We start from the raw sequence: 21015 nt of genomic DNA, 5'->3' as shown, positions 1-21015 counted from the left end.
ATGTCAAAGCAGAAGATCGGACTCTTGTTAATGGCGTATGGAACGCCACGTAGTCCTGAACAGATTGAACCATACTATACGCACATTCGCCGTGGTCGTAAGCCACCACAAGAACTGCTCGATGATTTGATGACGCGTTACGAGGCTGTAGATGGATTGAATCGATTTGCAGACATTACGGATGAGCAGGTGCGCGCTCTCGAGCAGGAAATGAACAAACGCTACCCAGACAGTGAATTTGTAGGGTACCTTGGTTTGAAGCATATCGCTCCGTTTGTCGAAGACGCAGTAGAGCAAATGAAGCGGGATGGGATTACAGAAGCGATCAGTCTTGTTCTGGCGCCTCATTATTCCAGCTATAGCGTCAAAGAATACAATGGACGAGCACAGGAGCATTCCGCGGCTATTGGCGGACCTGTTATCCAGAGCATTGAGAGCTGGTATCTGGAACAAGGCTTCATCGGATATTGGGCAGATGCTATTCAAGCGACGTTTGCTACGATGACGGATGAAGAGCGTGGACAAGCAGTCGTGATCTTCTCCGCTCACAGCCTGCCGGAAAAAATCTTGAAATCAGGTGATCCGTACCCACTGCAACTGGAAGAGACAGCAAAGCTCATTGCCGAGCGAGCAGGGATCAATTCTTATGCAATCGGATGGCAAAGCGCCGGAAATACACCTGATCCGTGGTTGGGGCCAGATGTACAGGATTTGACTAGAGAGCTCTACGAAGAAAAAGGCTACCAAGCATTTGTTTACTGTCCTGTCGGATTTATTGCGGAGCATTTGGAAGTTCTGTTTGATAATGATGTGGAATGCAAAGCGGTTACAGATGAGCTAGGGGTACATTACTATCGTCCACCGATGCCTAACGCCAGACCTGCTTTCATTTCCTGTCTGGCTGATGCAGTCGGAAAGAAGCTGGCGAATTAGGGGATCGATCATATGAGCGATAATACCTATCATATTACGATTATAGGCAGCGGCATCACAGGGTTAACCGCTGCTTATTACTTACAAAAGGAAATCGAAGCAAAAGGCTTGCCAATCCGTTTTCAACTGCTTGAAGAGCAGGGACGACTTGGTGGGAAAATCAAGACATGGCGTCACGAAGGGTTTGTGATTGAGCAAGGTCCCGATTCGTTTCTCGAGCGGAAAACGAGTGCGGCTGAGCTGGCAGTGGACTTGGGGCTTGCGGATGATCTCGTTCGCAACAGTACAGGCCAAGCTTATATTTGGCATCAGGATCGCCTGAAGGCTATTCCAGAAGGAGCGGTCATGGGGGTACCGACGAAGCTCATGCCTTTTGTCACGACCGATCTTATTTCTTGGCCGGGCAAGCTTCGAGCAGCTTTGGATCTCGTTCTTCCTGCATCAAAAGGAGACGGCGATATCTCAGTGGGTGACTTTTTTCGGCGTAGGCTAGGTAATGAAGTTATTGATAATCTTATAGCGCCTTTATTGTCCGGTGTATACTCCGGTGATCTCGACAAACTCAGCTTGCTTGCGAGTTTTCCTCAATTCGCCAAAATGGAGGAGCAGCATCGCAGCTTGATCGTAGCGATGAAGCATTCTCGCCCGCAAGTCAAAACGCAAGAAAAGCCAAAAGGCATCTTCCTGACGTTGAAGAACGGCTTGCAGTCCTTAGTAGAGGCAATCGAGAAGAGCCTGCCTGAAGAAGTCATCTCGAAGAATACCGGTGTCAAAGAACTGGTGAAACGTCCAGACGGGAAGTACACCTTGGTATTGAAAAATGGGGAAACGATTGAGACGGATACGGTATTGTTTACCTTGCCACATGCTGTCGCAGAGCCGTTGTTCCGTCCTTATGTACAAGTTCCTACTCTGCCACAAGCGAAGCCGCATATGGTTGCAACCATCGCGATGGCGTTTCCAGAGTCAGCCATTGATTTAGGAATGGAAGGGACAGGATTTATTGTACCGCGGCATTCTGGAGCAAAAATTACCGCGTGTACGTGGGCGCATCGCAAATGGCCGCATACGACGCCGAAAAACAAAGCCTTGCTGCGTAGCTTCATAGGGAGAGCAGGAGAGCAATCCTTCATGGAGCAGACAGACGAGGAAATTTTGGAGGTTGTCCTCCGCGATCTGCGCAAGATCATGACGATTCGAGCAGAGCCGGATTTTTATAACGTATCACGTTTGCAAAATGCCATACCATATGTTGTCGGACATCAGGCTTGGGTGCAGGATGTGAACAATCAATTAAAAGAAAAACTCCCTGGTGTTATCGTGGCAGGTGCGTCGTACAGTGGCGTAGGTGTACCCGATTGTATTGATCAGGGGAAAAAAGCAATAGCAGAATGGATCGCGTCTGTAAAACCGGGGAGATAGATAACCCCGGTTTTTCCTTTTTTTTCGGTGCTAAACGTCTCGTCCTGTCCATATAGTATAGGGAAATGTCCTGCACTTGAAAGGAGGAGCACGAATGGCATTACAGGATGGGCAACTCTCTTTTGCCATCAAGGAGACCATTTTCCTCTCATCCGATAGAGCTGGAATAGGTGAATTGCAAGAGCTGGAATTGGTTCCAGATGTGGAAGTGTTGGAAAACGATTCCTACATTTCGATCACGGGTTGCTTGCAATTAGTAGGGAAGTACGAGCCAATCAGGGAAGCCGCTGAAGCGACAGGCGGCGAAGGAGAATCGCTGGTTGAGGCCATGACTTTTACTCCCTTTCGCCAGGAAGCATCGGATCAAGCCTTTTATGGCTGGGAGGAACAGATCGGTCATCGCATTCCGTTGAACATCACCATTCCATTGGATCGGATTACCGAGATCGGAGATATCTATGCAATTGTGGACAGCTTTGACTACAAGCTGGAATCACCACATCAAATGCTAATTGATGCCGATCTGAAGATTTTGGGAATAGTCCTCGGGGATAGAGCAGAACAAGCGGAGCAGATCGAAACGCAGGCAGCAGGTCCAGGCGAAGGGGCGTGGGAATACACCTTTGCTGCTGGGGATGATGGGCAAGAATATACGGAACAGACGTCCCTCGATGACATTGATCAAAAGCTGAGTGCGCTGGAGGAGGAATTGGAGCGGCAGGCATTACCAGCATCCTATGAATCAACCGAATCAACCGAATCAACCGAATCAACCGAATCTCCCTCCATGTTCGATACTCCGGCTATTGCTCAATCCGTCGAGGATGAATACTACGAGCAATACGGTGATGTGCTGGAAGTGGCACAGTCCAATCCTCCAGAGTCCTGGGAGACTGCTCCTATTTCGTATGACTTCGATTCCCAACAATCTGCTTCTTACGATTCTTCTGTCGCCTATTCCGAGCAGTCAGTATTGGCAGATGAGCAAGAGCAGATGAGAGAAATAGCCGAAAAAGAACAAGGACATGAGGAGCCAATACTGGCTCTACACGATCAACAGGCAATCGCATACCAGCAAATTTCCAATGAACCTACTGGCTCGTCAGTCGAAGAAGAGACGCAGGAAGCCGTGCAAGAAGCCGTGCAAGAAGCGGTGGAAGCCAGTGGTGTATCCGAGCCAGAATCTGAGCCGGAAGCAGAACCAGTCGTTGCGCAACCAGAGGCTGCCGCGGAAGATGTAGAAGTGCGAGTGGCGATTTCAGGGAAACCCTCCCAGGAAGATAGAAGTCGTGTGAACATTACCTCCATCTTCTCACAAGCGAGTCGTGCCAAACAGGAAGCGATGGCGTTGGAGGCGGAATCATCATCTAGCTCTTCGCGATATGGGTCTGCGGCGAATGTCAACGCTTCTACGGTGGAGGCCATGCAAAATCTAACGTCGTTTGTCCGGAGAAAAGAAGAGCGTTCCAGTCAGCTGAAAATGTGCATTATTCAGCGAGATGAGACGTTAGAGCATATTTCACAACGATACTCCTTGCCTGTTTCCAAAATCGTGGAAGTAAACCGATTAGCTTCCGAGCAGCTTGTAGCAGGGCAGATTCTGTACATCCCACAATAGAGGAGTGGGGGACCGTGGATAAAATTGATCTCTCCGAGGTTTGCCAGCAATATCGGGCGCGCGTAATACGAATTACGCCCCTAGATGATTGCTATTTATTGGAGACAAACCGGGGCCCCAAAGAACTCCACGTTTGGCCGCGTGTAGATGTGATGCGCTGGTCGTTTGCCTGGCGCGAACGACTGGCTCGTCAGGGGTTTCGAGAAGTGGAGCGGTTTATTCGGACGAGAGACACCAAGCCATTTTTGATTTTGGGTAAACGCGGTGTTACCATGACCGACCATCACCGACAATTCGAAGACTATCAGCCCGGTCAGGATATTGCGAGGCAATGCGGACGCGTGATCGCGATGATGCATCAGTCTCAGCAGGAAAGTCCTTTACTGTCCGGAAGTGATTTGCTCAAGCAGGAAAAGCAGCAAGTAGAAGAAAAAGGAAGACGTGCCAAAGAGTTGGTCGAATCATTTCGAGCCAAATCTGGGCGGGATTCTAAGGAGAAGCGTTGGGTATCGGAACTCATGACCCCTATGCTGCAAAGAATGGACCGTTCGGCTGCGATGCTTGCCCATGAGCGAATTACTCCGGAGGCGGTTGCTGTATCCCATCGGGACCTTTTGCATGACAACTGGGGAATGATAAACGGGAAGCTGTACTTGAGAGGTTTTTTCAGGCCGATGATTTCAGTCCAGCAACGCGACGTTGCCATCTTTTTGCGCGATCACTTTTTAACCCACAAGGATCTGAAACAGATTGACGCTTTTTTTGACGGCTATGAAGAAAGCAAGCCACTCACCTATGGAAATTATTCGTTGATACTCGCCTTTATGGCCCGTCCTCGTGAAGTGTACAGGAGTATCGAATCGTACGTAAAGCGCGTATCACTGGATCAAGAAGCGTCGATCGCTGGTATTGAGCACGCCTTGCAGAGCCAACAATCTGTTGACTTGCTGCTTCGGCATATTGCAGAGCGGGCCGAGCGTTCGAGGAGGGAGGGAGTCTATGAGTCGGTATGATGACATTGCTCCTTTGTTCAAAGAGTATGACATGTATGCCCAGAGCATTGACGTTTTAAAGGAGCCAAATGTATTTAAGGCGACGACTCCCTACGGCTCCTTCGTATGCAAACGAGCGCAAATACCAGCTCAACGTCTTGTTTTCGTCAGCGATATGCTGCGTCAATTGCAGCACCGTGGATGGGATGGGGCCGTTCCTTTTACGTACACGAAATACGATGATCCTTTTGTCCAACAAGGTAGCACCGCCTTTTACGTAACCCCTTGGCAGCCAGGAAGCGAGGAATGGGCCGAGCAGCCCTTGTCTTGGGCGCCCCCTGCCTTGGAGCGTTTGGCGGAACTTCATCATTTGACACAAAACTATCGCTACGATGATCCGAGACAGGTAGAGCCACTTATCGACTCCTTGCTGAACCGTTGGCAATATTGGCAAGACCAAATGAATAAAGCGGCAACCCTTGCGCAGGAACGTAAATATCCTTCCCCTTTTGATCTGGTGTTTTTGGCAAACAAGGAGTTTCTTGAAGAAATGGCGCAAACAGCGACAGACTTATTGACCGATTGGCGTGAGCGTCATGAGACACATGCTCATTTTCGCTTATCGTTGATCCATGGTAACCCGAATCCTGAGCATGTTGTGCCAGATCGGTCGGGAAAAGGACGGCTGCTTAATTTTGATCGTGCCAGCTTTGATACACCAGTGCGCGATTTGACGCTATTTTATCGTACTTATTTTCAAATGGCGGGGGATGAGGCTGGGGCTTCTCAACTATTCCATCGTTACGCCGAGATATTTCCGCTACGGCCGGAAGAAATTGAGCTGATGGCTTCGTTTCTGTCCTATCCGGAGAGGATTATGAGAGACTTGGATATTTATTATCATCATCCCCGTGAGTGGACCGAGTTTTACGCTGTCCAACGTTTTGAAAAAGATATGGACCGCCTGATGCGTTTGCATCGTTGGGTCCAGCAAGCCTTTTAATGAGCAACGTCTCACCGCGTGGGGCGTTGTTTTTCTTTTTTATAACCATTCAAGGGAGATGGCAACATAGAGCATGGCTAACAAACCGAGAAGGACGACATCAAAAGAGGTAGGAAACACAACCGTTCGGATAAATTGAAAAACCAACAGCGGAAAGAGCACCTGTTTGCATCCGTATTTGATCCGTAAATACGTGGGGTTATACTTCCAACGAAAATTCATCACAATCACCTCATTCCAGCATATGCGCGGCAACTTTGGACAGTGTCTACAACCTTGAGCAAACGCCTAAAACATTTTCATGGAAAGTAGATAGTGGTTTGAATGGTGCCTGAAAAGGGAAGGTGTAGGGCAGGAAGGCTAGGACGAAACGAATAAAGGTGATCACAATGTTTTTGAAAATTGCCATAATCCTTTTCTCAATTCCCGAAAGAAAGAATTATGCTAAAGTGTGTATGGAAGTGGCTCGGGGATGAATCATCAATTAGTCAAACTAATGGAATTGAAACAGAATTACGAGTATCTGGTGATGACCAGCAATGAGCAAAGCAAGCGCCAAGTCAATTACGAGAGTCTCATGCCATTTATAGAAGAGTTGGTCGATACGTGGTTCGTGAAAATGGACAAGCCGTGCTTCTTGTCGATCACGTTTGAATCGGCTCTAGGTGCAGTCTATTTTCGAATTGAGCGTGGCAACAAAGAGAGCGCAAAAGTGCAGCGCGAAGTAGAGGAGCGCATTGTTGTCTCGGAACAGTGTGACACCGCTCAAGCACCGCGCTATGTCCGCTTGTTCGCCCAGAGTAACGTCAATGACCGTGAGCTAAAGGAACTGGAGAAATCTTTTTATGGGCTGCTCCTCGTAAACATTCGGGCGTTGATCCTCAGATGTCAACAGGACCAGTCATCAGGGCAGCGAGAAATCGAGATGGAGATGAAGCTGGCTAGACGCATGCAGTCGAAGCTCATTCCCACAGAAGAATTGCAGTTAACCAGCTTGCGAACAAGAACGGTTTACGTGCCAGTCGATTATGTAGGCGGAGATTACATTGACTATAAACAAATCAATGATCGCTACACCTGTTTTATCATTGCGGATGTGTCTGGGCACGGTTTTTTGGCCAGTATTTGGGCAACGGGGATTAGGATTGCTGTACGGGAGGTTTTGCAGTCCAGTTATGCGCCGGATGAGATTTTGGAAAGACTCAATCAGTTGCTTTATGCAGATTTAGTAAAAACCCGTTCTTACATTACGATGCTGGTTGCTGTCTATGATGAGATGGAACACAAAATTCGTTTTGGCAGGGCAGGTCATCCACAGCCTTTTTACTTGTCCAAGTCGAACCAAACCATTTTAGCTAGCAAGGGTGGGGTCGGCCTAGGGCTTTTGCCCGATAGCACGTATCAAATGGAGGAGGTACCCTTAGAAGAAGAGGGCATGTTATTGCTCTACACAGATGGTTTGCTGGATTCAGGGAGAAAAGAAGTGATTCGAGGCAGCAAGCATTGGCTAGAAGAACTATCCACCTTATTAAAGATGCCTGGTGATAGTAAGCAGGAATCGATGAATCGAGTTGAGGCCTACTTAATGGAGATAACACAGCAGCGAAACCAAACGGATGATATTTCTGTGTTGATTCTTCAATTTGAGCCTGAAGAGAGTATAGCCCTCGTGTAGTTGCGCGTGAATAGGAGGATGAACTGTGATTTTGTGTGAGCGTTGTCCGGACAATCCCACTTGTGATAATTGCCTTGTCGCGCTACGTTCTGGTGGTGCAGCGAGCAAAGTAGTTCCGCCCCGCACTGTAAAGGTGACGAACCTAGCAACGATGGAATCGTTCCAGGCGAAGCTGGTAGCAGTGAGCCGGACGACTATTGGGTTAAGCAGTTCTGATCATGCTTTGCACGGACGCATAGAAATAGAGCTCGCCTATGATTTCCGAATTATCGGTAGCGGATTGCGCGGTATAGCAGGTGATCCGTACCACATTATCGATATCGAAAAAGTTTTGCGACGAGAAGATGTTCTGGAGCGATTGCTCCTGGAAGAATTTCATACATGGCACATGAGTGGCGAATTGGACCCGGCAGACGTCTTGTTACATTGGAAGGATCGAGACGACGAGCGGGGGCGATTAATAAAACAAGAGATTCAGAAGTTATCCATACTGCGTCAGATCGAGACCGTTTTCCTCTATCTTTACGATGAAGGGAAAGTGCGTCCGCTGGGTGACGTTCGTGCGAGTTTGGAAGTAGAGCAAGAAATGCAACGACTCGTCGAAGAGGCGACTGGATCGGGTGGTCCTGTAAGGGAGCAAATTGTCACCACTGATGGCACAAAGGTGTTTGAATTATACACATCTGTATTGCCAGATCGGACCTGTGGAATCGCATTGATTGATGTCACCGCCGTCATAGCAGAAGAACGAAAACGCAAAAGACGGGAATGGGAGATCTACAGAGATATTCTGGGTGTGGTCACAGAAGGAAAGCTATTGTTGCTTAGTGATGAAGAATTATTTTTCTTGCTTCGGGAAGGGCATAAACTCTTGGCAATCGATATCCGTTTACCGGAGCAGCTTGCAGAACTGCGTAAATTGTTCAAGCAAGCTTTGGAACCACTAGGCATTTCTGATAAACGATTGCTACAGTTTCTCGTTGCGGTCAACGAAGCTGCTTCCAATACGTTGAAGCACGGAAATGGCGGTGTGGTTACGTTATACCTAACGAATGACAGGAAGATGTGCCGCGCTGTGATCCATGATGAAGGACAAGGAATTTTGCTCGAGGATATCCCGCGAGCTACCCTACAACAAGGATTTTCTACGCGCCACTCGCTAGGGGCCGGTTTTCACGTGATCCTGCAATACTGTGATCGTGTTTATTTGAGTAGCTCCCTGGCAGGCACAAAGCTTATTTTAGAATGTATCCTTTCACGTTAAGCAACCATTTCTAAAAAGCCAAATGTTTGCAAGTGAATGAAAATGGGTAATATAGTAAAAGGACGAGCAGATTGGGTGTACCGATACCTATTGAGAGGAGTTTGAGCATGGACTACCGCGCAACAGAGGCGAACGGACAGGCTACATTGTTTTTCGTCGGAGAGTTGGACATGGCTGTAGGAGATCGAGTAGGTGAATTGCTCCAGCAGTATGGAGGGCGAAATCAATCCGTTACCGTCGATTTTCAAGGTGTCTCCTTTGTAGATTCTTCCGGTATTGGAAGCTTGTTTTTTACCACGAAAGAACTGTTGGCCATGGGCAAACAGGTAGAAATTGTCAATGTCCGCGAAGAAATTCTCGATATTTTGGGCGTGCTTGGTTTTACCGAAGCACTGGGCATTGCAGTTGGAAAAGTGGGCGAAACCCGGGTTTGACGCCAAACAGCGTGATTGTATATAATAGTGAAAGCTAACTATACGACAATTACATACGATATGAACGATGAGTGGGAAGAGTAAGTCAGGACGCCTTAGCAGAGAGGAGAATCAGTTGCTGCGAGATTCTCTAAGGTCATGAATGGCTGAAGGTCGCCCAGGAGTTTTTTCGGTGAAAGCATGTGCCTAGCCGAGACCGGTTCGCAACCGTTATCTTGTCAGAGTGAACACACCATAAGCATGACGTTTATCGTGTGTTAACAAAGGTGGTACCGCGAAAATAATCCTTTCGTCCTTTGCGATGAAGGGTTTTTTTATTTTTTGCAAAGAAAGTTATGCTAATAGGAGGAGTCGTACATGTCTACACAGCCAACAACCGACATCGACCAATTGCTGCCGAAAAACTATGATCCAAAAGCAGCAGAGAACAAATGGTATCCGTATTGGATCGAAAAACAATTTTTCAAGGCAGAACGTGACCCGAATAAACGTCCGTTTACGATTGTCATTCCACCGCCGAACGTAACTGGTAAATTGCACTTGGGCCACGCGCTGGATACGACTTTACAAGATATCATTACGCGTACCAAGCGTATGCAAGGCTACAGCACCTTGTTCTTGCCAGGTATGGACCACGCTGGTATCGCAACTCAAGCGCGCGTAGAAGCTACCTTGCGTGAAGAAGGCGTCTCTCGCCATGATCTGGGCCGCGAAAAATTCGCGGAAAAAATATGGGAGTGGAAGCACATCTACGCTTCGCATATTCGTGAGCAGTGGGAAAAGCTCGGTCTTGCCCTGGATTACTCCCGCGAGCGTTTTACGATGGATGAAGGCTTGTCCCAAGCTGTCCGCGAAGTATTTGTTCGTCTTTACGAAAAAGGCTTGATCTATCGCGGCAACCGCATCATTAACTGGGACCCTGCTGCCCGCACAGCTCTGTCTGATATTGAAGTAATCTACAAGGAAGTAAAAGGTGCGCTGCATCACATGCGTTACCCATTGGCAGATGGCACCGGTTATATCGAAGTAGCTACAACCCGTCCTGAAACGATGCTCGGTGATACGGCTGTAGCTGTACATCCGGAAGATGAGCGTTACAAGGACATGATCGGCAAAACCGTTATTTTGCCAATCGTAGGACGCGAAATTCCAATCGTCGCAGATGACTACGTTGATCCTGAGTTTGGTTCTGGCGCTGTAAAAATTACGCCGGCACACGATCCGAATGACTTTGAATTGGGTCTTCGTCATCAGTTGCCACAAATCGTTGTCATGGATGAGGCGGGCGCGATGAACGAGCTGGCTGGTATCTACAAAGGCTTGGATCGCTTTGCATGCCGCAAGCAAATCATCAAAGATTTGACTGAGCAAGGCGTGATGTTCAAGGTTGAGGAGCATATTCATCAGGTTGGACATAGTGAGCGCAGCGATGCAGTCGTAGAACCATACCTTTCTACCCAATGGTTCGTAAAAATGCAGCCTTTGGCTGACGAAGCATTGGCTAATGCAAATAGCCCTGAGAGCGTGAAATTCGTCCCAGAGCGCTTCAAGACGAACTACCTGCGTTGGATTGAAAACATTCGCGACTGGTGCATCTCCCGTCAGCTTTGGTGGGGTCACCGAATCCCTGCATGGTATTGCGGAGATTGTAACGAAACGATTGTATCTCGCGCGGATGTGACTGAGTGCCCAAGCTGCCACAGCCACAAGCTGGAGCAGGATAACGACGTTCTCGATACATGGTTCTCCTCTGGTCTATGGCCGTTCTCGACACTGGGCTGGCCGGAAGAATCCGAGGACATGAAGTACTTCTATCCAACGAATGTCCTGGTAACAGGCTACGATATTATCTTCTTCTGGGTTGCTCGCATGATGTTCTCAGGTCTTGAATTTACCGGGAAAAGTCCGTTTGAATCCGTTTTGATCCACGGCATTATTCGCGACTCCGAGGGCCGGAAAATGTCCAAATCACTTGGCAACGGTGTCGATCCGATGGAAGTGATTGAGAAGTACGGAGCGGATGCGCTGCGATACACACTGGCGACAGGGAACTCCCCAGGGAATGACCAACGCTTCTATTGGGAAAAGGTGGAGGCAAACCGCAACTTCGCGAACAAGATTTGGAATGCGTCTCGTTTTGCCTTGATGAACCTGGCTGACTTCAAATACGAGGAAATCGATTTGAGCGGTGAGCTGTCTACACCAGACAAATGGATTCTCTCCCGCCTGCAAGCGACAATCGCAGATGTAACCCGTCTGTCTGACGCATTTGAATTCGGTGAAGCAGGCCGTGTGCTGTACAACTTTATTTGGGATGACCTGTGTGACTGGTATATCGAGATGGCGAAGCTGCCGCTGTACGGTACAGATGAAGCGGCGAAGAAAACAACCCAATCGGTTCTGGTGACGGTTCTGGATCAAACGCTCAAGCTGTTGCATCCGTTCATGCCGTTCATCACGGAGGAAATCTGGCAGGCATTGCCGCACCAAGGCGAGAGCATCACAGTAGCACCTTGGCCAACCGTTAACGAGCAATGGATTTTTGCTGAAGCAGAAAGCGAAATGAACCAGTTGATGGATATCATCCGCAGCGTACGCAACATCCGTGCAGAAGTAAACGTACCGATGTCCAAGAAAATTGAGCTCTTGATCAAGCCTAGCGATGCATTGTCCGCTGAGCGTCTGACACGCGGTGAACACTACCTCAGCCGTTTCTGCAACCCTGAGCGTCTGGAAATCAGCCTGGATCTGGCTACGCCTGATAAAGCAATGTCTGCTGTGATCACGGGAGCAGAATTGTTCCTTCCACTGGCAGGCTTGATCGATATCGAGCAAGAGCTGAAGCGTCTGGAAAAAGAAGTGGCGACACTCAACGGCGAAGTGGAGCGTATTGAGAAAAAGCTCAACAATGCCGGATTTATGGCCAAGGCACCTGAAAAAGTAGTCGCAGAAGAAAAAGCGAAGATGGCAGACTACATGGATAAGCGGGATAAAGTGATTGCACGACTTGCCGAATTGAAGGGCGAATGATCCGCCATACCATCGCATATTTTTGAGAATGGAGCATTGTGGTATGCATGCAGAAGAAGGGTTTGTAGAATACACGCAAGCGCTCGACTGGCTGCATGGACTGCTCAGGTTCGGTCAACGGCCGGGGCTTGAGAGAATGCAGTGGGTTTTGGAGCAAGTAGGACATCCTGAGCGGAGAATCCCATTTATTCATGTGGCTGGCACCAATGGAAAAGGTTCAACCTGCGCATTCCTGACGCAAATGCTGATGGAAGCCGGATATAGTGTAGGTACATTTACCTCCCCCTATTTGGTTGACTTCCGTGAGCGCATCCGTTACAACGGCAGCATGATCGCGGAAGAAGATCTATTGCAGCTGGTGAATGAAGTCAAGGTATGGGTGCAACGATGCGAACAAGAAACAGAGTTCGGTTCTCCTACCGAATTTGAAGTGATTACGCTGATCGCCATTCTTTATTTTTCAAGAGTGGCGAGACCAGCGGTAGTCGTATGGGAAACAGGACTAGGCGGGCGATTGGATTCGACGAACGTCGTCCTTCCGCTTGTTTCGGTCATCACGAATATCGGTATGGACCATACACAAGTGTTGGGAGAAAGCTTGGAAGATATTGCCCGGGAAAAAGCGGGGATTATCAAGCCGGGTGTTCCTGTAGTCACAGGTGAGGTTAGGCCGGAACTTCTCGCGGTTTTTGAGGAGCGCGCGAGACAAACGAAGAGTACGCTATACCATATAGGTGAACATTTCCAGGCAGAGCAGGTAGAGGAGCAGCTGGGTGACCAACAGTTTCGTTACAAAAGCATTCACCGTCGTGCAGAAGCATCCTACCGTCTTACCATGAATGGCATTCACCAAACAACCAATGCAGCCGTTGCTCTAATGACCATCGATATCCTGCGAAATTACTTCTCTTTCTTGCTGGAGGAAGAAGAAATATCTCGCGGTTTGCAACAAACGCGTTGGCCTGGTCGTCTAGAAGTCATCTCTCCAAGACCAATGGTTATCTTGGATGGGGCACACAATCAGGAAGGAATGGAGGCGCTTGTAAGCAGTCTGGATCGGTTGTTGCCGGACGGAGTACAGTTGCATTTGCTCTTTTCTGGATTGGCAGATAAGCCGCTTGCCAAAATGGCAGAGTCGCTCGCACCAGTAAAGTCAAAAATCAAAAAGCTGCATGTGACAACCTTTGACTTCCCGCGTGCAGCCGAAGCCAATAGCTTACAAGAGTCGTTTTTAGCCGGTGGCTGGGAGCAAGAGTTTCTCGATGCAGTCCCAGACTGGCGGGCGTTTCTCCTTTCTTGGATGCGGGAGAAGCAATCAGCGAAGGCGGATGACTGGTTGGTCGTCTGCGGTTCGCTCTACTTCATCGCCCAAGTACGCGCATTCTTTCCCACTATAGTAGAAGAGGCAGGTGAATAGGGTGGATCAGGCCCAACACGTCCACTTTGTGGGCATCGGCGGTTATGGCATGAGTGCCATTGCCCGCGTCTTGATCGACCTTGGATACAAGGTAACCGGCTCCGATGTCGCCATGAATGATTTGGCGAAAAAGCTGGAAGCAAGAGGGGCGGTCATTCATATTGGCCATAATGCTGCCCACGTGGAGGGAGCAGACAGCATCGTATACTCCACCAGTATTTCCAAAGACAATCCTGAGGTGATCGCAGGTCAAACATTAGGAATTCCGGTCATGCACCGTTCCCAAATGCTTGCTCGCATATTGAATGAACGCACAGGAGTAGCAGTAGCAGGAGCACACGGCAAGACGACCACGACATCGATGATCTCTCACGTGCTGGAAGAGTGCGGTGTAGACCCGACTTTCATCATCGGCGGTGAATTAATGAGTGCTGGTACCAACGCCAAGGCAGGTGCCAGTGATTATGTCATTGCCGAGGCAGACGAGAGCGACGGTTCCTTTTTGGAATACAGACCGATGTATGAAATTGTGACGAGCATCGAACCAGATCATCTGGAGCATTTCGATGGCGACTTCAACAATTTGAAACAGGCCTACGTCCAGTTCTTGAGCCATCTCAAACAGGATGGAAAAGCGATCCTGTGCATCGATGATCCACATGTACGTGAAGTCATGCCGTCCGTAGAAAAAACGGTCGTGACGTATGCAGTCGATCCGAACTTTGTGGCACAAGCACAGTTTTCTGCCACTTCGATTGAATGTGGAGATCGTTGCAGCACGTGCCAGATTTATCACAAGGATGAGCGGTTGGGTGAATTGTGTCTCGTAGTCCCAGGCAAGCATAATATTGCAAATGCACTGGCTGCGATCATTGTTTGCCTGGATATTGGCCTTTCCTTTGATAAAATTGCACAGGCACTGTCTACTTTTAGCGGTGCCAAGCGCAGATTTCAAATTATCGGGGATGCACGAGGCGTCCTGGTTGTAGATGACTACGCGCATCACCCGACAGAAATTATCGCCACACTAAGTGGGGCAAGGGCATCGGGCCGACGTGTGATCGCTGTGTTTCAGCCACAACGCTACACACGCACGTATTTCCTCATGGATGAATTCAGCCGTGCCTTTGCAGAAGCGGACGAAGTGATCATCACGGATATCTACTCTCCAGCAGGCGAAGAAAAGATCGAAGGAGTTACATCCGAGGTGTTGGTGCAAAAAATCCGCACCAACAGCCACCCGCGTGCGCAGTACATTCCGACGAAGGAACAAATGCAGGAACATGTCTTCAAAGGATTGCAAGAGGGCGATCTCGTGTTGACAATGGGTGCAGGAGATATTTGGAAATCCGCTTACTGGCTGGCTGAAAAGCTAGAAAAATAACGGATAGAAAATAAAAAGACTTGGAACCTAGGGGTTTCAAGTCTTTTTATATTTTCTATCGGAAAGTTTTGGTGTAATACTGCAAAGGAAGATCTACCTATGTTCTAAAAGGTATCGATAAACCACCAACGCTGGTGAGAAGAAAAAGCACAGGGCTCGTAGACCTTGACAACGCTTACCCAGTCGGAACTACAAAAAGGGGACCACGCTTGTCGAACACTTCTCCCTTGAGAATCTTCCGCCCGTAGGGTGGCTTTGGCTCGACGGTCCCCTTTTTGTAGTGGAGACGGCCAGTGAATCCCCCCTGCTGGCGTGTCACAGTCGAAGAGAACTGTGCTTTTTCTTCTCCTCCACTATGTTGACTCAAACCAGAATTAGATTATTGATTTTAAAAATATTAGTACCAGATACTAATATCTAGTGTTATAATCAGATCATAGAAACGGAAGGTGATGATCGGATGATGACAAATGCAAGCCCCTTCAAGTCGCGAATTACCGCTATCGGTACATATGTGCCGAGTCGCGTTCTTACCAATACAGATATGGAAAAACTAGTGGAGACATCGAATGAGTGGATTTTACAACGAACAGGTATTCATGAGCGCCGTATGGCAAGGGAAGATGAATTTACCAGTGATCTGGCCATCGCTGCTATCCACGATATGGTCGCGAATTACGAGAAGGATATCCACGATGTCGATATGATTTTGGTGGCGACCAGTACGCCAGACTATCCATTTCCAAGCGTCGCAAGCCGAATTCAGGCGCATTTTCAAGTCGAGCAGGCGGGAGCCATGGACCTCTCCGCTACCTGTGCAGGATTTACGTATGCGCTCCATATGGCAAATGCGCTCATCAGCTCTGGTTTGCATCGCAAAGTGTTGGTGGTAGGTGCAGAAACCTTAACAAAAGTAACCGACTATACGGATCGTACGACGTGCATCCTGTTCGGGGACGGGGCGGGTGCAGTGTTGGTTGAGCAAGACTCTACGGCCCCTGGTTTTTTGTCCGCCTATTTAGGCTCCAAGGGGGACGGAGGGATTCATGTATACCGATCGGGCTTGTCCACGCATATGGACGGACGAGAATTGAGTGGGAATGGATGCATGGTCCAAAACGGGAGAGAAGTGTACAAGTGGGCAGTAACAACTGTTCCAAAGGGGATGCAGGAGGTAGTGAGCAGGGCGGGCAAAACGCTCGAAGATGTCGACTGGTTCATCCCGCATAGTGCCAATTTGCGCATGATCGAATCCATTTGCGAGAAGAGCCAGTTTCCTCTCGAAAAGACATTGTACAGTCTGACACACTACGGCAACACATCAGCGGCTACCATTCCATTGTCGCTCGCCTTGGGGATCAAGGAAGGCAAAGTAAAGGCGGGGGATACGATCTTGTTGTATGGGTTTGGCGGTGGTCTCGTCCACGCTGGCCTTTTGTTCACTTGGAATCCGTAAACCATGTTCATAAATCGAGAGGCTGTCCAGAATCGTTCTGGGCAGTTTTTTTGTCCCAAGAAGGAATGGTATTCTTAAGAACAGTTTTCGACTTGGGGGAAGAAGAAATGGCAAACGCTGTGATATTATTCGGGCTCTGCCTTTACCTCTCGTGGGTAGATTTTCGTCATAGACGAATACCCAATCTTGCATTAGGTGTAGGGTTTGTACTGATTTCTATTATGAAATATGTTCTCTCTTCGCAGAGGGAATGGCTGATGGCTGGACTCTTTGCGATTCTCTGTTTACTGGTATTTGGATGGATCAGCTGGCACAGGCCGCGTGCGCTTGGGATGGGGGATGTAAAGCTGTTGGCTCTAGTCTGCTATGGACTTGGGGTTCATGATTTTGTAGTAGTTCTTACGGTTGCGAGCTTGGCAGCTATGCTCGTCTCTCTCGTTTTAATACTGATACGAAAAGTAAGTATAAAATGCGAAGTGCCGTTTGCGCCTTTTGTTACGATTGGGCTAGCCGTCATTTTGTGTATGAGCGATACCTCTTGAAATGGCCTGGGGAATAGTAGTAGAAACAAATTTAATAGAATCGCTAGATAAAGTCATAACTAGTCCGAGCAAAACGTATGCTAGTACAAAGAGCCTGTGACTAGGAGGGCAAGCGTATGAGCGGACAAAATAAAAATCGTGTGACGGTCAAAATGAACGGAAGGTTCTGGGATGAAAAGCGGGACGATATCCCGAAGGAAGCAAGTAGAAAGCGCACCCCAAAGGATGACACGCCTCGTGGTCGTTTTCAAGCGCCTCCCTTGCCGTTTACTGACCCGTTTAAAGAGAAGGGCAACGAAGCATGGGAACGCATGATGCAACTACGTGGAGCTGCCGCGAAAGAAACGAAGCCGAACGTTGAATTCGATCAGACGACAAACGACTCCTTTGAAACCGATTATTCCTTCGAAGATACCGAAGAGAAGGGATACAGGAGTAGTCCTGGTAGTCGGCTCGCAGCGTTATGGCCAAAGGGGCCCTTTTGGCGCACGACATTAACAACGGGTGGGGCTATAGCAATTGGTCTCTTGTTCGGATTTCTTGTTTTGACAGTCTTTTCCCAAAAGGAGTTTTCCGAGTCGTACGGAAATGTTTTGAGTGAAACGGTTCAGACACTGACCGCGCCGGGTGCAGGCACTGAACAAACGGCTGGGAAAAATGGCGTGGCAGGTCCCGCTCTGCCTAATGAAAGCCAGCCAACGCAAGAGACGCCAACGAATGGTACCGTAGTGGGTCAAAAAGCGATAGCCCTACAACTGCCAGCCGTAAACATGTACGTTGCACAGGCAGGAGTATTCCAGCCGGATGCATCGCCGCAAACAGCTGTAGAACCACTGGAGAAAGCGGGGATTCCTCATTTGCTTTATAAGGACGCAAGCAAGCAGTACATGTTCGCAGCCGCTGCGCCCACAAGAGATGCTGTGCTAGGCTTTGCCGCCAGCTTGAAAAACAAAGGCATGGATATATACGTCAAAGAATTTTCCTTTCCCGCTTTTGAAGGGTCTGTCCCTGTCGGAAAAGCCGCAAACGCATCTGGTGACCCTAACGTGAATGCCTTTTTCACCCACGGAGTCAAACTCGTCCAAACACTTTCAGCACAATCAGGGCTGATTATTACGACGGGTCAACTTTCGCCAACGGCAAAAGAAACGGCAGAATTAAAAGAAATTCACCGCCAATTTCTGGAGGAAAGCCGTAAAATGGAAACCAAGGAAGCCTGGAAGCCATTGCTAGATGCGATGGTAAATGGGGTGAATCAAGCGCTGGCAGCCAGGGACAAAATGGCAGAAGCGAGCGCTGGCAAAAAGGTGGAAAGCGCCGAATCCTATGCGTGGCAAGTACAGGCGGGTGTCCTTGCCTTTTTCGAGAGCTACTCGAGCTGGATTCAAAATGCACGTTCATCCACATAAGTGCATGTTTATATGGTCTTCCGCAAGGTTTTCTTGCAGGAGGCCTTTTCTTTCTATACAGTAACTACCAAGAGCAATCAGGGATTGTTTCGCTTCTCCCCATTTGCTAAACTTATGTTTGGCAAAAAGAGAATCCCTTATAAAAAGGGAGTTGGGAAAATGGGGAAAGAAACGCTTACTCTCGTGTTTCTGTTGGTGAGTGGACTTTTGTTTGGCAGCATTATCGGGGAGATTTTAAGTCCCTGGCTACCTTTTTTGACCAAGAGTAAAGAGATTACTTGGTCGCCTGCGGCAGATTTAGAAATTTTGAAGTACGAACTGAACTTTCAGGTAAAACTAAATCTAGCCAGTATCGGAGGCTTAGCCCTCGCATTTTGGATACATCGACGAATAAAGTAGGTTGAAAAATGACGAAAAAAAATGTTCCTCTCATTCTGGCTTCATCTTCGCCTCGTCGAAGGGAGCTTCTGCAAGCTTTGGGCTTATCATTTACCGTTATCACCAGTGATGTAGATGAGACGACAGCAGAGCATTTATCTGCGAGCGAAGTAGTAGAAGAATTGTCTTTGCGCAAGGCCAAGGAAGTGGCTTCTCGCTTGACGGAAGGCGTCGTTTTAGGATCTGATACGGTAGTCGTTCTTGATGGCCAAATACTGGGCAAGCCTGTTGATGAAATGGACGCATATCGTATGTTGTCCATGCTTCAGGGGCAAGAGCACACCGTTTATAGTGGAGTCGCCTTGATTGATGTGGAGACAGGCCGTGCGGAAGTCTCACATAGTCTAACAAACGTAAGAATTCGAGCTTTAACAGAGCAAGAAATCAAGTCGTACATTGCGACAGGTGAGCCGATGGATAAAGCGGGCTCATACGCCATTCAGGGTATTGGAGCCACGATCGTGGAAGGAATAACCGGAGACTACTTCACAGTTGTTGGTCTTCCGTTAGGCCTCACGTCTACTCTTTTGACACGTTTTGGGATGCCGATATTGTAAAGTTGTCATGCTTGAAGCAAGCGGCGACGGCCATACGCCTCATGAACATCTCCATGTCAGCCGTTTTCGATAATGTGAATATGGCTGGAGGCGGATATAAAATGGCAACAAATACCTGTAACAAAATGCTGTTGAAAAACGTCCCTTACTATGACCGTCCACGTGAACGACTGCTTCGCGAAGGAGCGGTCCATCTGTCTGATACTGAACTTCTTGCCATTTTACTGCGGACAGGCAGGGAACAAGAGACGGCTCATCAGCTGGCTCAGCGCTTGTTAGCCAGGTTTGGAGACCTGCGTGGTTTAGCCCAAGCCTCTCATGCTGAGTTAACAGAGCTAAAAGGAATTGGTCCAGTCAAAGCGATTGAATTACATGCTGCGTTTGAGCTTGGGCGTAGATTGATGGGAGCGCCTCGAGAGTATAGGGCTTCTATCCGTTTACCACGGGACGTAGCTGATTTGATGTCGCCAGAGCTTGCTCATTTGACACAGGAACATTTTGTCTGTCTCTTTCTGAATACCAAGAACCATGTGATTGGCAAGCAGACGATTTTTGTAGGCAGTCTGGACGCTTCCATCGTACACCCGAGAGAAGTCTTTAAAGAAGCGATCCGTCGTAGCAGCGCATCGGTGATATGCCTACATAACCATCCGAGCGGTGATCCGACACCTAGCAGGGAAGACATCGCGATTACGCATACATTGCGTGACGCTGGTGAACTGGTGGGGATTTCATTGTTGGATCATGTTATTATCGGGGAAGGCAAGTACGTTAGTCTCAAAGAGCAAGGGTACTTGTAACATGTTTTTACGTGCAAGATTTATCATCGATATGTCTATGAATTCTTGTGCGCATGAAAACCTTCCACAAAAACGCGGTCGCTCTATCTTGGAGAGGCCTCGGAAGAGGTTCTCTTATGCTTGTCATTTGGATTAATATTTGGAAGGAGTTTTTTTATGTTTGGTGGATTTACACGTGACTTGGGGATTGACCTCGGCACTGCCAATACACTTGTTTTTGTGAAGGGTAAAGGAATTGTTGTGCGTGAACCTTCTGTTGTAGCGATTCGTACGAATAACAATTCCATTGAAGCAGTAGGGAACGCAGCAAAAAGTATGATCGGACGTACGCCAGGTAATATCGTAGCGGTTCGCCCAATGAAAGACGGGGTTATCGCTGACTTTGATACAACTGCGACAATGATGCGTTATTTCATCAATCAAGCACAAAAAAATCAAGGGCTGTTTACGCGTCGTCCAAACGTAATGGTCTGTGTACCTTCAGGAATTACTGCGGTGGAAAAGCGCGCAGTCGAAGACGCTACGAAGCAGGCTGGCGCGAAGGAAGCATATACGATTGAAGAACCGTTTGCAGCAGCGATCGGTGCAGACCTGCCAGTGTGGGAACCGACTGGAAGTATGGTCGTTGACATTGGCGGGGG

19 protein-coding genes and 1 other annotated feature are annotated in these 21015 nt (G+C 48.4%); of the genes, 18 read left to right on the top strand and 1 reads right to left on the bottom strand.

Annotated features, from left to right (window positions below; all coding sequences use genetic code 11):
* From hemH to PMI05_RS22400, 5 genes are all read left to right on the top strand, one after another.
* Nucleotides 1-933, top strand: a complete 933-nt coding sequence (gene hemH, locus PMI05_RS22420) for a ferrochelatase (RefSeq protein WP_007726695.1) — start codon at nucleotides 1-3, stop codon at nucleotides 931-933.
* A gap of 12 nt (nucleotides 934-945) precedes the next feature.
* Nucleotides 946-2355, top strand: coding sequence for a protoporphyrinogen oxidase (gene hemY, locus PMI05_RS22415; protein WP_007726693.1), 1410 nt, complete (start codon nucleotides 946-948; stop codon nucleotides 2353-2355).
* Between the two features lie 94 nt (nucleotides 2356-2449).
* Nucleotides 2450-3973 (top strand): LysM peptidoglycan-binding domain-containing protein, encoded by a 1524-nt coding sequence (locus tag PMI05_RS22410; protein ID WP_007726691.1) that lies wholly within the window; start codon nucleotides 2450-2452, stop codon nucleotides 3971-3973.
* 14 nt (nucleotides 3974-3987) lie between these two features.
* Nucleotides 3988-4986, top strand: coding sequence for a hypothetical protein (locus tag PMI05_RS22405; protein WP_007726682.1), 999 nt, complete (start codon nucleotides 3988-3990; stop codon nucleotides 4984-4986).
* Nucleotides 4973-5968 (top strand): phosphotransferase, encoded by a 996-nt coding sequence (locus PMI05_RS22400; protein ID WP_007726681.1) that lies wholly within the window; start codon nucleotides 4973-4975, stop codon nucleotides 5966-5968. Before PMI05_RS22405 ends, PMI05_RS22400 begins: the two co-directional genes overlap by 14 nt.
* A gap of 39 nt (nucleotides 5969-6007) precedes the next feature.
* Here PMI05_RS22400 and PMI05_RS22395 read toward each other — a convergent pair whose 3' ends face one another.
* Nucleotides 6008-6190, bottom strand: coding sequence for a hypothetical protein (locus PMI05_RS22395; RefSeq protein ID WP_007726679.1), 183 nt, complete (start codon nucleotides 6188-6190; stop codon nucleotides 6008-6010).
* Nucleotides 6191-6440: 250 nt separating this feature from the next.
* On the opposite strand from PMI05_RS22395, the gene PMI05_RS22390 reads away from it, so the two are divergent.
* The 13 genes from PMI05_RS22390 to PMI05_RS22330 form a co-directional block, all read left to right on the top strand.
* A complete protein-coding gene (locus tag PMI05_RS22390) occupies nucleotides 6441-7643 on the top strand; it encodes a PP2C family protein-serine/threonine phosphatase (RefSeq protein WP_007726678.1) in 1203 nt (400 codons plus the stop codon).
* 25 nt (nucleotides 7644-7668) lie between these two features.
* Nucleotides 7669-8907 carry an ATP-binding protein gene (locus PMI05_RS22385; protein ID WP_007726676.1) on the top strand — a complete coding sequence of 413 codons (1239 nt, stop codon included), beginning with the start codon at nucleotides 7669-7671 and terminating at the stop codon, nucleotides 8905-8907.
* Between the two features lie 107 nt (nucleotides 8908-9014).
* Nucleotides 9015-9341, top strand: coding sequence for an STAS domain-containing protein (locus PMI05_RS22380; RefSeq protein ID WP_007726674.1), 327 nt, complete (start codon nucleotides 9015-9017; stop codon nucleotides 9339-9341).
* Nucleotides 9342-9399: 58 nt separating this feature from the next.
* Nucleotides 9400-9641 (top strand) — a binding site (T-box leader).
* A 57-nt stretch (nucleotides 9642-9698) separates the two neighbouring features.
* Nucleotides 9699-12371: a valine--tRNA ligase gene (locus tag PMI05_RS22375; RefSeq protein ID WP_007726673.1), complete on the top strand. Its 2673-nt coding sequence runs from the start codon at nucleotides 9699-9701 to the stop codon at nucleotides 12369-12371.
* A gap of 43 nt (nucleotides 12372-12414) precedes the next feature.
* Nucleotides 12415-13788: a folylpolyglutamate synthase/dihydrofolate synthase family protein gene (locus tag PMI05_RS22370; RefSeq protein WP_007726671.1), complete on the top strand. Its 1374-nt coding sequence runs from the start codon at nucleotides 12415-12417 to the stop codon at nucleotides 13786-13788.
* 1 nt (nucleotide 13789) lies between these two features.
* Nucleotides 13790-15172: a UDP-N-acetylmuramate--L-alanine ligase gene (gene murC / locus PMI05_RS22365; protein WP_007726669.1), complete on the top strand. Its 1383-nt coding sequence runs from the start codon at nucleotides 13790-13792 to the stop codon at nucleotides 15170-15172.
* A 460-nt stretch (nucleotides 15173-15632) separates the two neighbouring features.
* Nucleotides 15633-16628, top strand: a complete 996-nt coding sequence (locus tag PMI05_RS22360; protein ID WP_007726668.1) for a ketoacyl-ACP synthase III — start codon at nucleotides 15633-15635, stop codon at nucleotides 16626-16628.
* A 107-nt stretch (nucleotides 16629-16735) separates the two neighbouring features.
* Complete coding sequence (locus PMI05_RS22355; RefSeq protein ID WP_007726666.1) at nucleotides 16736-17170, top strand: A24 family peptidase; 435 nt, start codon at nucleotides 16736-16738, stop codon at nucleotides 17168-17170.
* Between the two features lie 116 nt (nucleotides 17171-17286).
* On the top strand, nucleotides 17287-18579 hold the full coding sequence (locus PMI05_RS22350) for a hypothetical protein (protein ID WP_007726665.1): 1293 nt from the start codon (nucleotides 17287-17289) through the stop codon (nucleotides 18577-18579).
* A gap of 159 nt (nucleotides 18580-18738) precedes the next feature.
* Nucleotides 18739-18978, top strand: coding sequence for a DUF4321 domain-containing protein (locus PMI05_RS22345; RefSeq protein WP_007726664.1), 240 nt, complete (start codon nucleotides 18739-18741; stop codon nucleotides 18976-18978).
* Nucleotides 18979-18986: 8 nt separating this feature from the next.
* Nucleotides 18987-19574, top strand: coding sequence for a nucleoside triphosphate pyrophosphatase (locus PMI05_RS22340; RefSeq protein WP_007726663.1), 588 nt, complete (start codon nucleotides 18987-18989; stop codon nucleotides 19572-19574).
* Nucleotides 19575-19675: 101 nt separating this feature from the next.
* Entirely contained in the window at nucleotides 19676-20374 is a 699-nt protein-coding gene (gene radC, locus PMI05_RS22335; protein WP_007726662.1) for a DNA repair protein RadC, read from the top strand.
* 156 nt (nucleotides 20375-20530) lie between these two features.
* On the top strand, nucleotides 20531-21015 hold a 485-nt coding region (locus tag PMI05_RS22330; RefSeq protein WP_007726661.1), incomplete at its 3' end, for a rod shape-determining protein.

Source organism: Brevibacillus sp. BC25 (genome assembly GCF_000282075.1).
In the GTDB taxonomy this organism is placed as follows: domain Bacteria; phylum Bacillota; class Bacilli; order Brevibacillales; family Brevibacillaceae; genus Brevibacillus.
Note: the sequence above shows the minus strand (reverse complement) of the source record. Positions and strands in the feature narration are given on the sequence as shown.

What these genes read in the sequence shown, in the direction of transcription:
- hemH (WP_007726695.1), top strand. Translation starts at nt 1, where the DNA reads ATGTCAAAGCAGAAGATCGGACTCTTGTTAATGGCGTATGGAACGCCA.
- hemY (WP_007726693.1), top strand. Translation starts at nt 946, where the DNA reads ATGAGCGATAATACCTATCATATTACGATTATAGGCAGCGGCATCACA.
- PMI05_RS22410 (WP_007726691.1), top strand. Translation starts at nt 2,450, where the DNA reads ATGGCATTACAGGATGGGCAACTCTCTTTTGCCATCAAGGAGACCATT.
- PMI05_RS22400 (WP_007726681.1), top strand. Translation starts at nt 4,973, where the DNA reads ATGAGTCGGTATGATGACATTGCTCCTTTGTTCAAAGAGTATGACATG.
- PMI05_RS22395 (WP_007726679.1), bottom strand. Translation starts at nt 6,190, where the DNA reads ATGAATTTTCGTTGGAAGTATAACCCCACGTATTTACGGATCAAATAC.
- PMI05_RS22390 (WP_007726678.1), top strand. Translation starts at nt 6,441, where the DNA reads ATGAATCATCAATTAGTCAAACTAATGGAATTGAAACAGAATTACGAG.
- PMI05_RS22380 (WP_007726674.1), top strand. Translation starts at nt 9,015, where the DNA reads ATGGACTACCGCGCAACAGAGGCGAACGGACAGGCTACATTGTTTTTC.
- PMI05_RS22375 (WP_007726673.1), top strand. Translation starts at nt 9,699, where the DNA reads ATGTCTACACAGCCAACAACCGACATCGACCAATTGCTGCCGAAAAAC.
- PMI05_RS22370 (WP_007726671.1), top strand. Translation starts at nt 12,415, where the DNA reads ATGCATGCAGAAGAAGGGTTTGTAGAATACACGCAAGCGCTCGACTGG.
- PMI05_RS22360 (WP_007726668.1), top strand. Translation starts at nt 15,633, where the DNA reads ATGATGACAAATGCAAGCCCCTTCAAGTCGCGAATTACCGCTATCGGT.
- PMI05_RS22355 (WP_007726666.1), top strand. Translation starts at nt 16,736, where the DNA reads ATGGCAAACGCTGTGATATTATTCGGGCTCTGCCTTTACCTCTCGTGG.
- PMI05_RS22350 (WP_007726665.1), top strand. Translation starts at nt 17,287, where the DNA reads ATGAGCGGACAAAATAAAAATCGTGTGACGGTCAAAATGAACGGAAGG.
- PMI05_RS22345 (WP_007726664.1), top strand. Translation starts at nt 18,739, where the DNA reads ATGGGGAAAGAAACGCTTACTCTCGTGTTTCTGTTGGTGAGTGGACTT.
- PMI05_RS22340 (WP_007726663.1), top strand. Translation starts at nt 18,987, where the DNA reads ATGACGAAAAAAAATGTTCCTCTCATTCTGGCTTCATCTTCGCCTCGT.
- radC (WP_007726662.1), top strand. Translation starts at nt 19,676, where the DNA reads ATGGCAACAAATACCTGTAACAAAATGCTGTTGAAAAACGTCCCTTAC.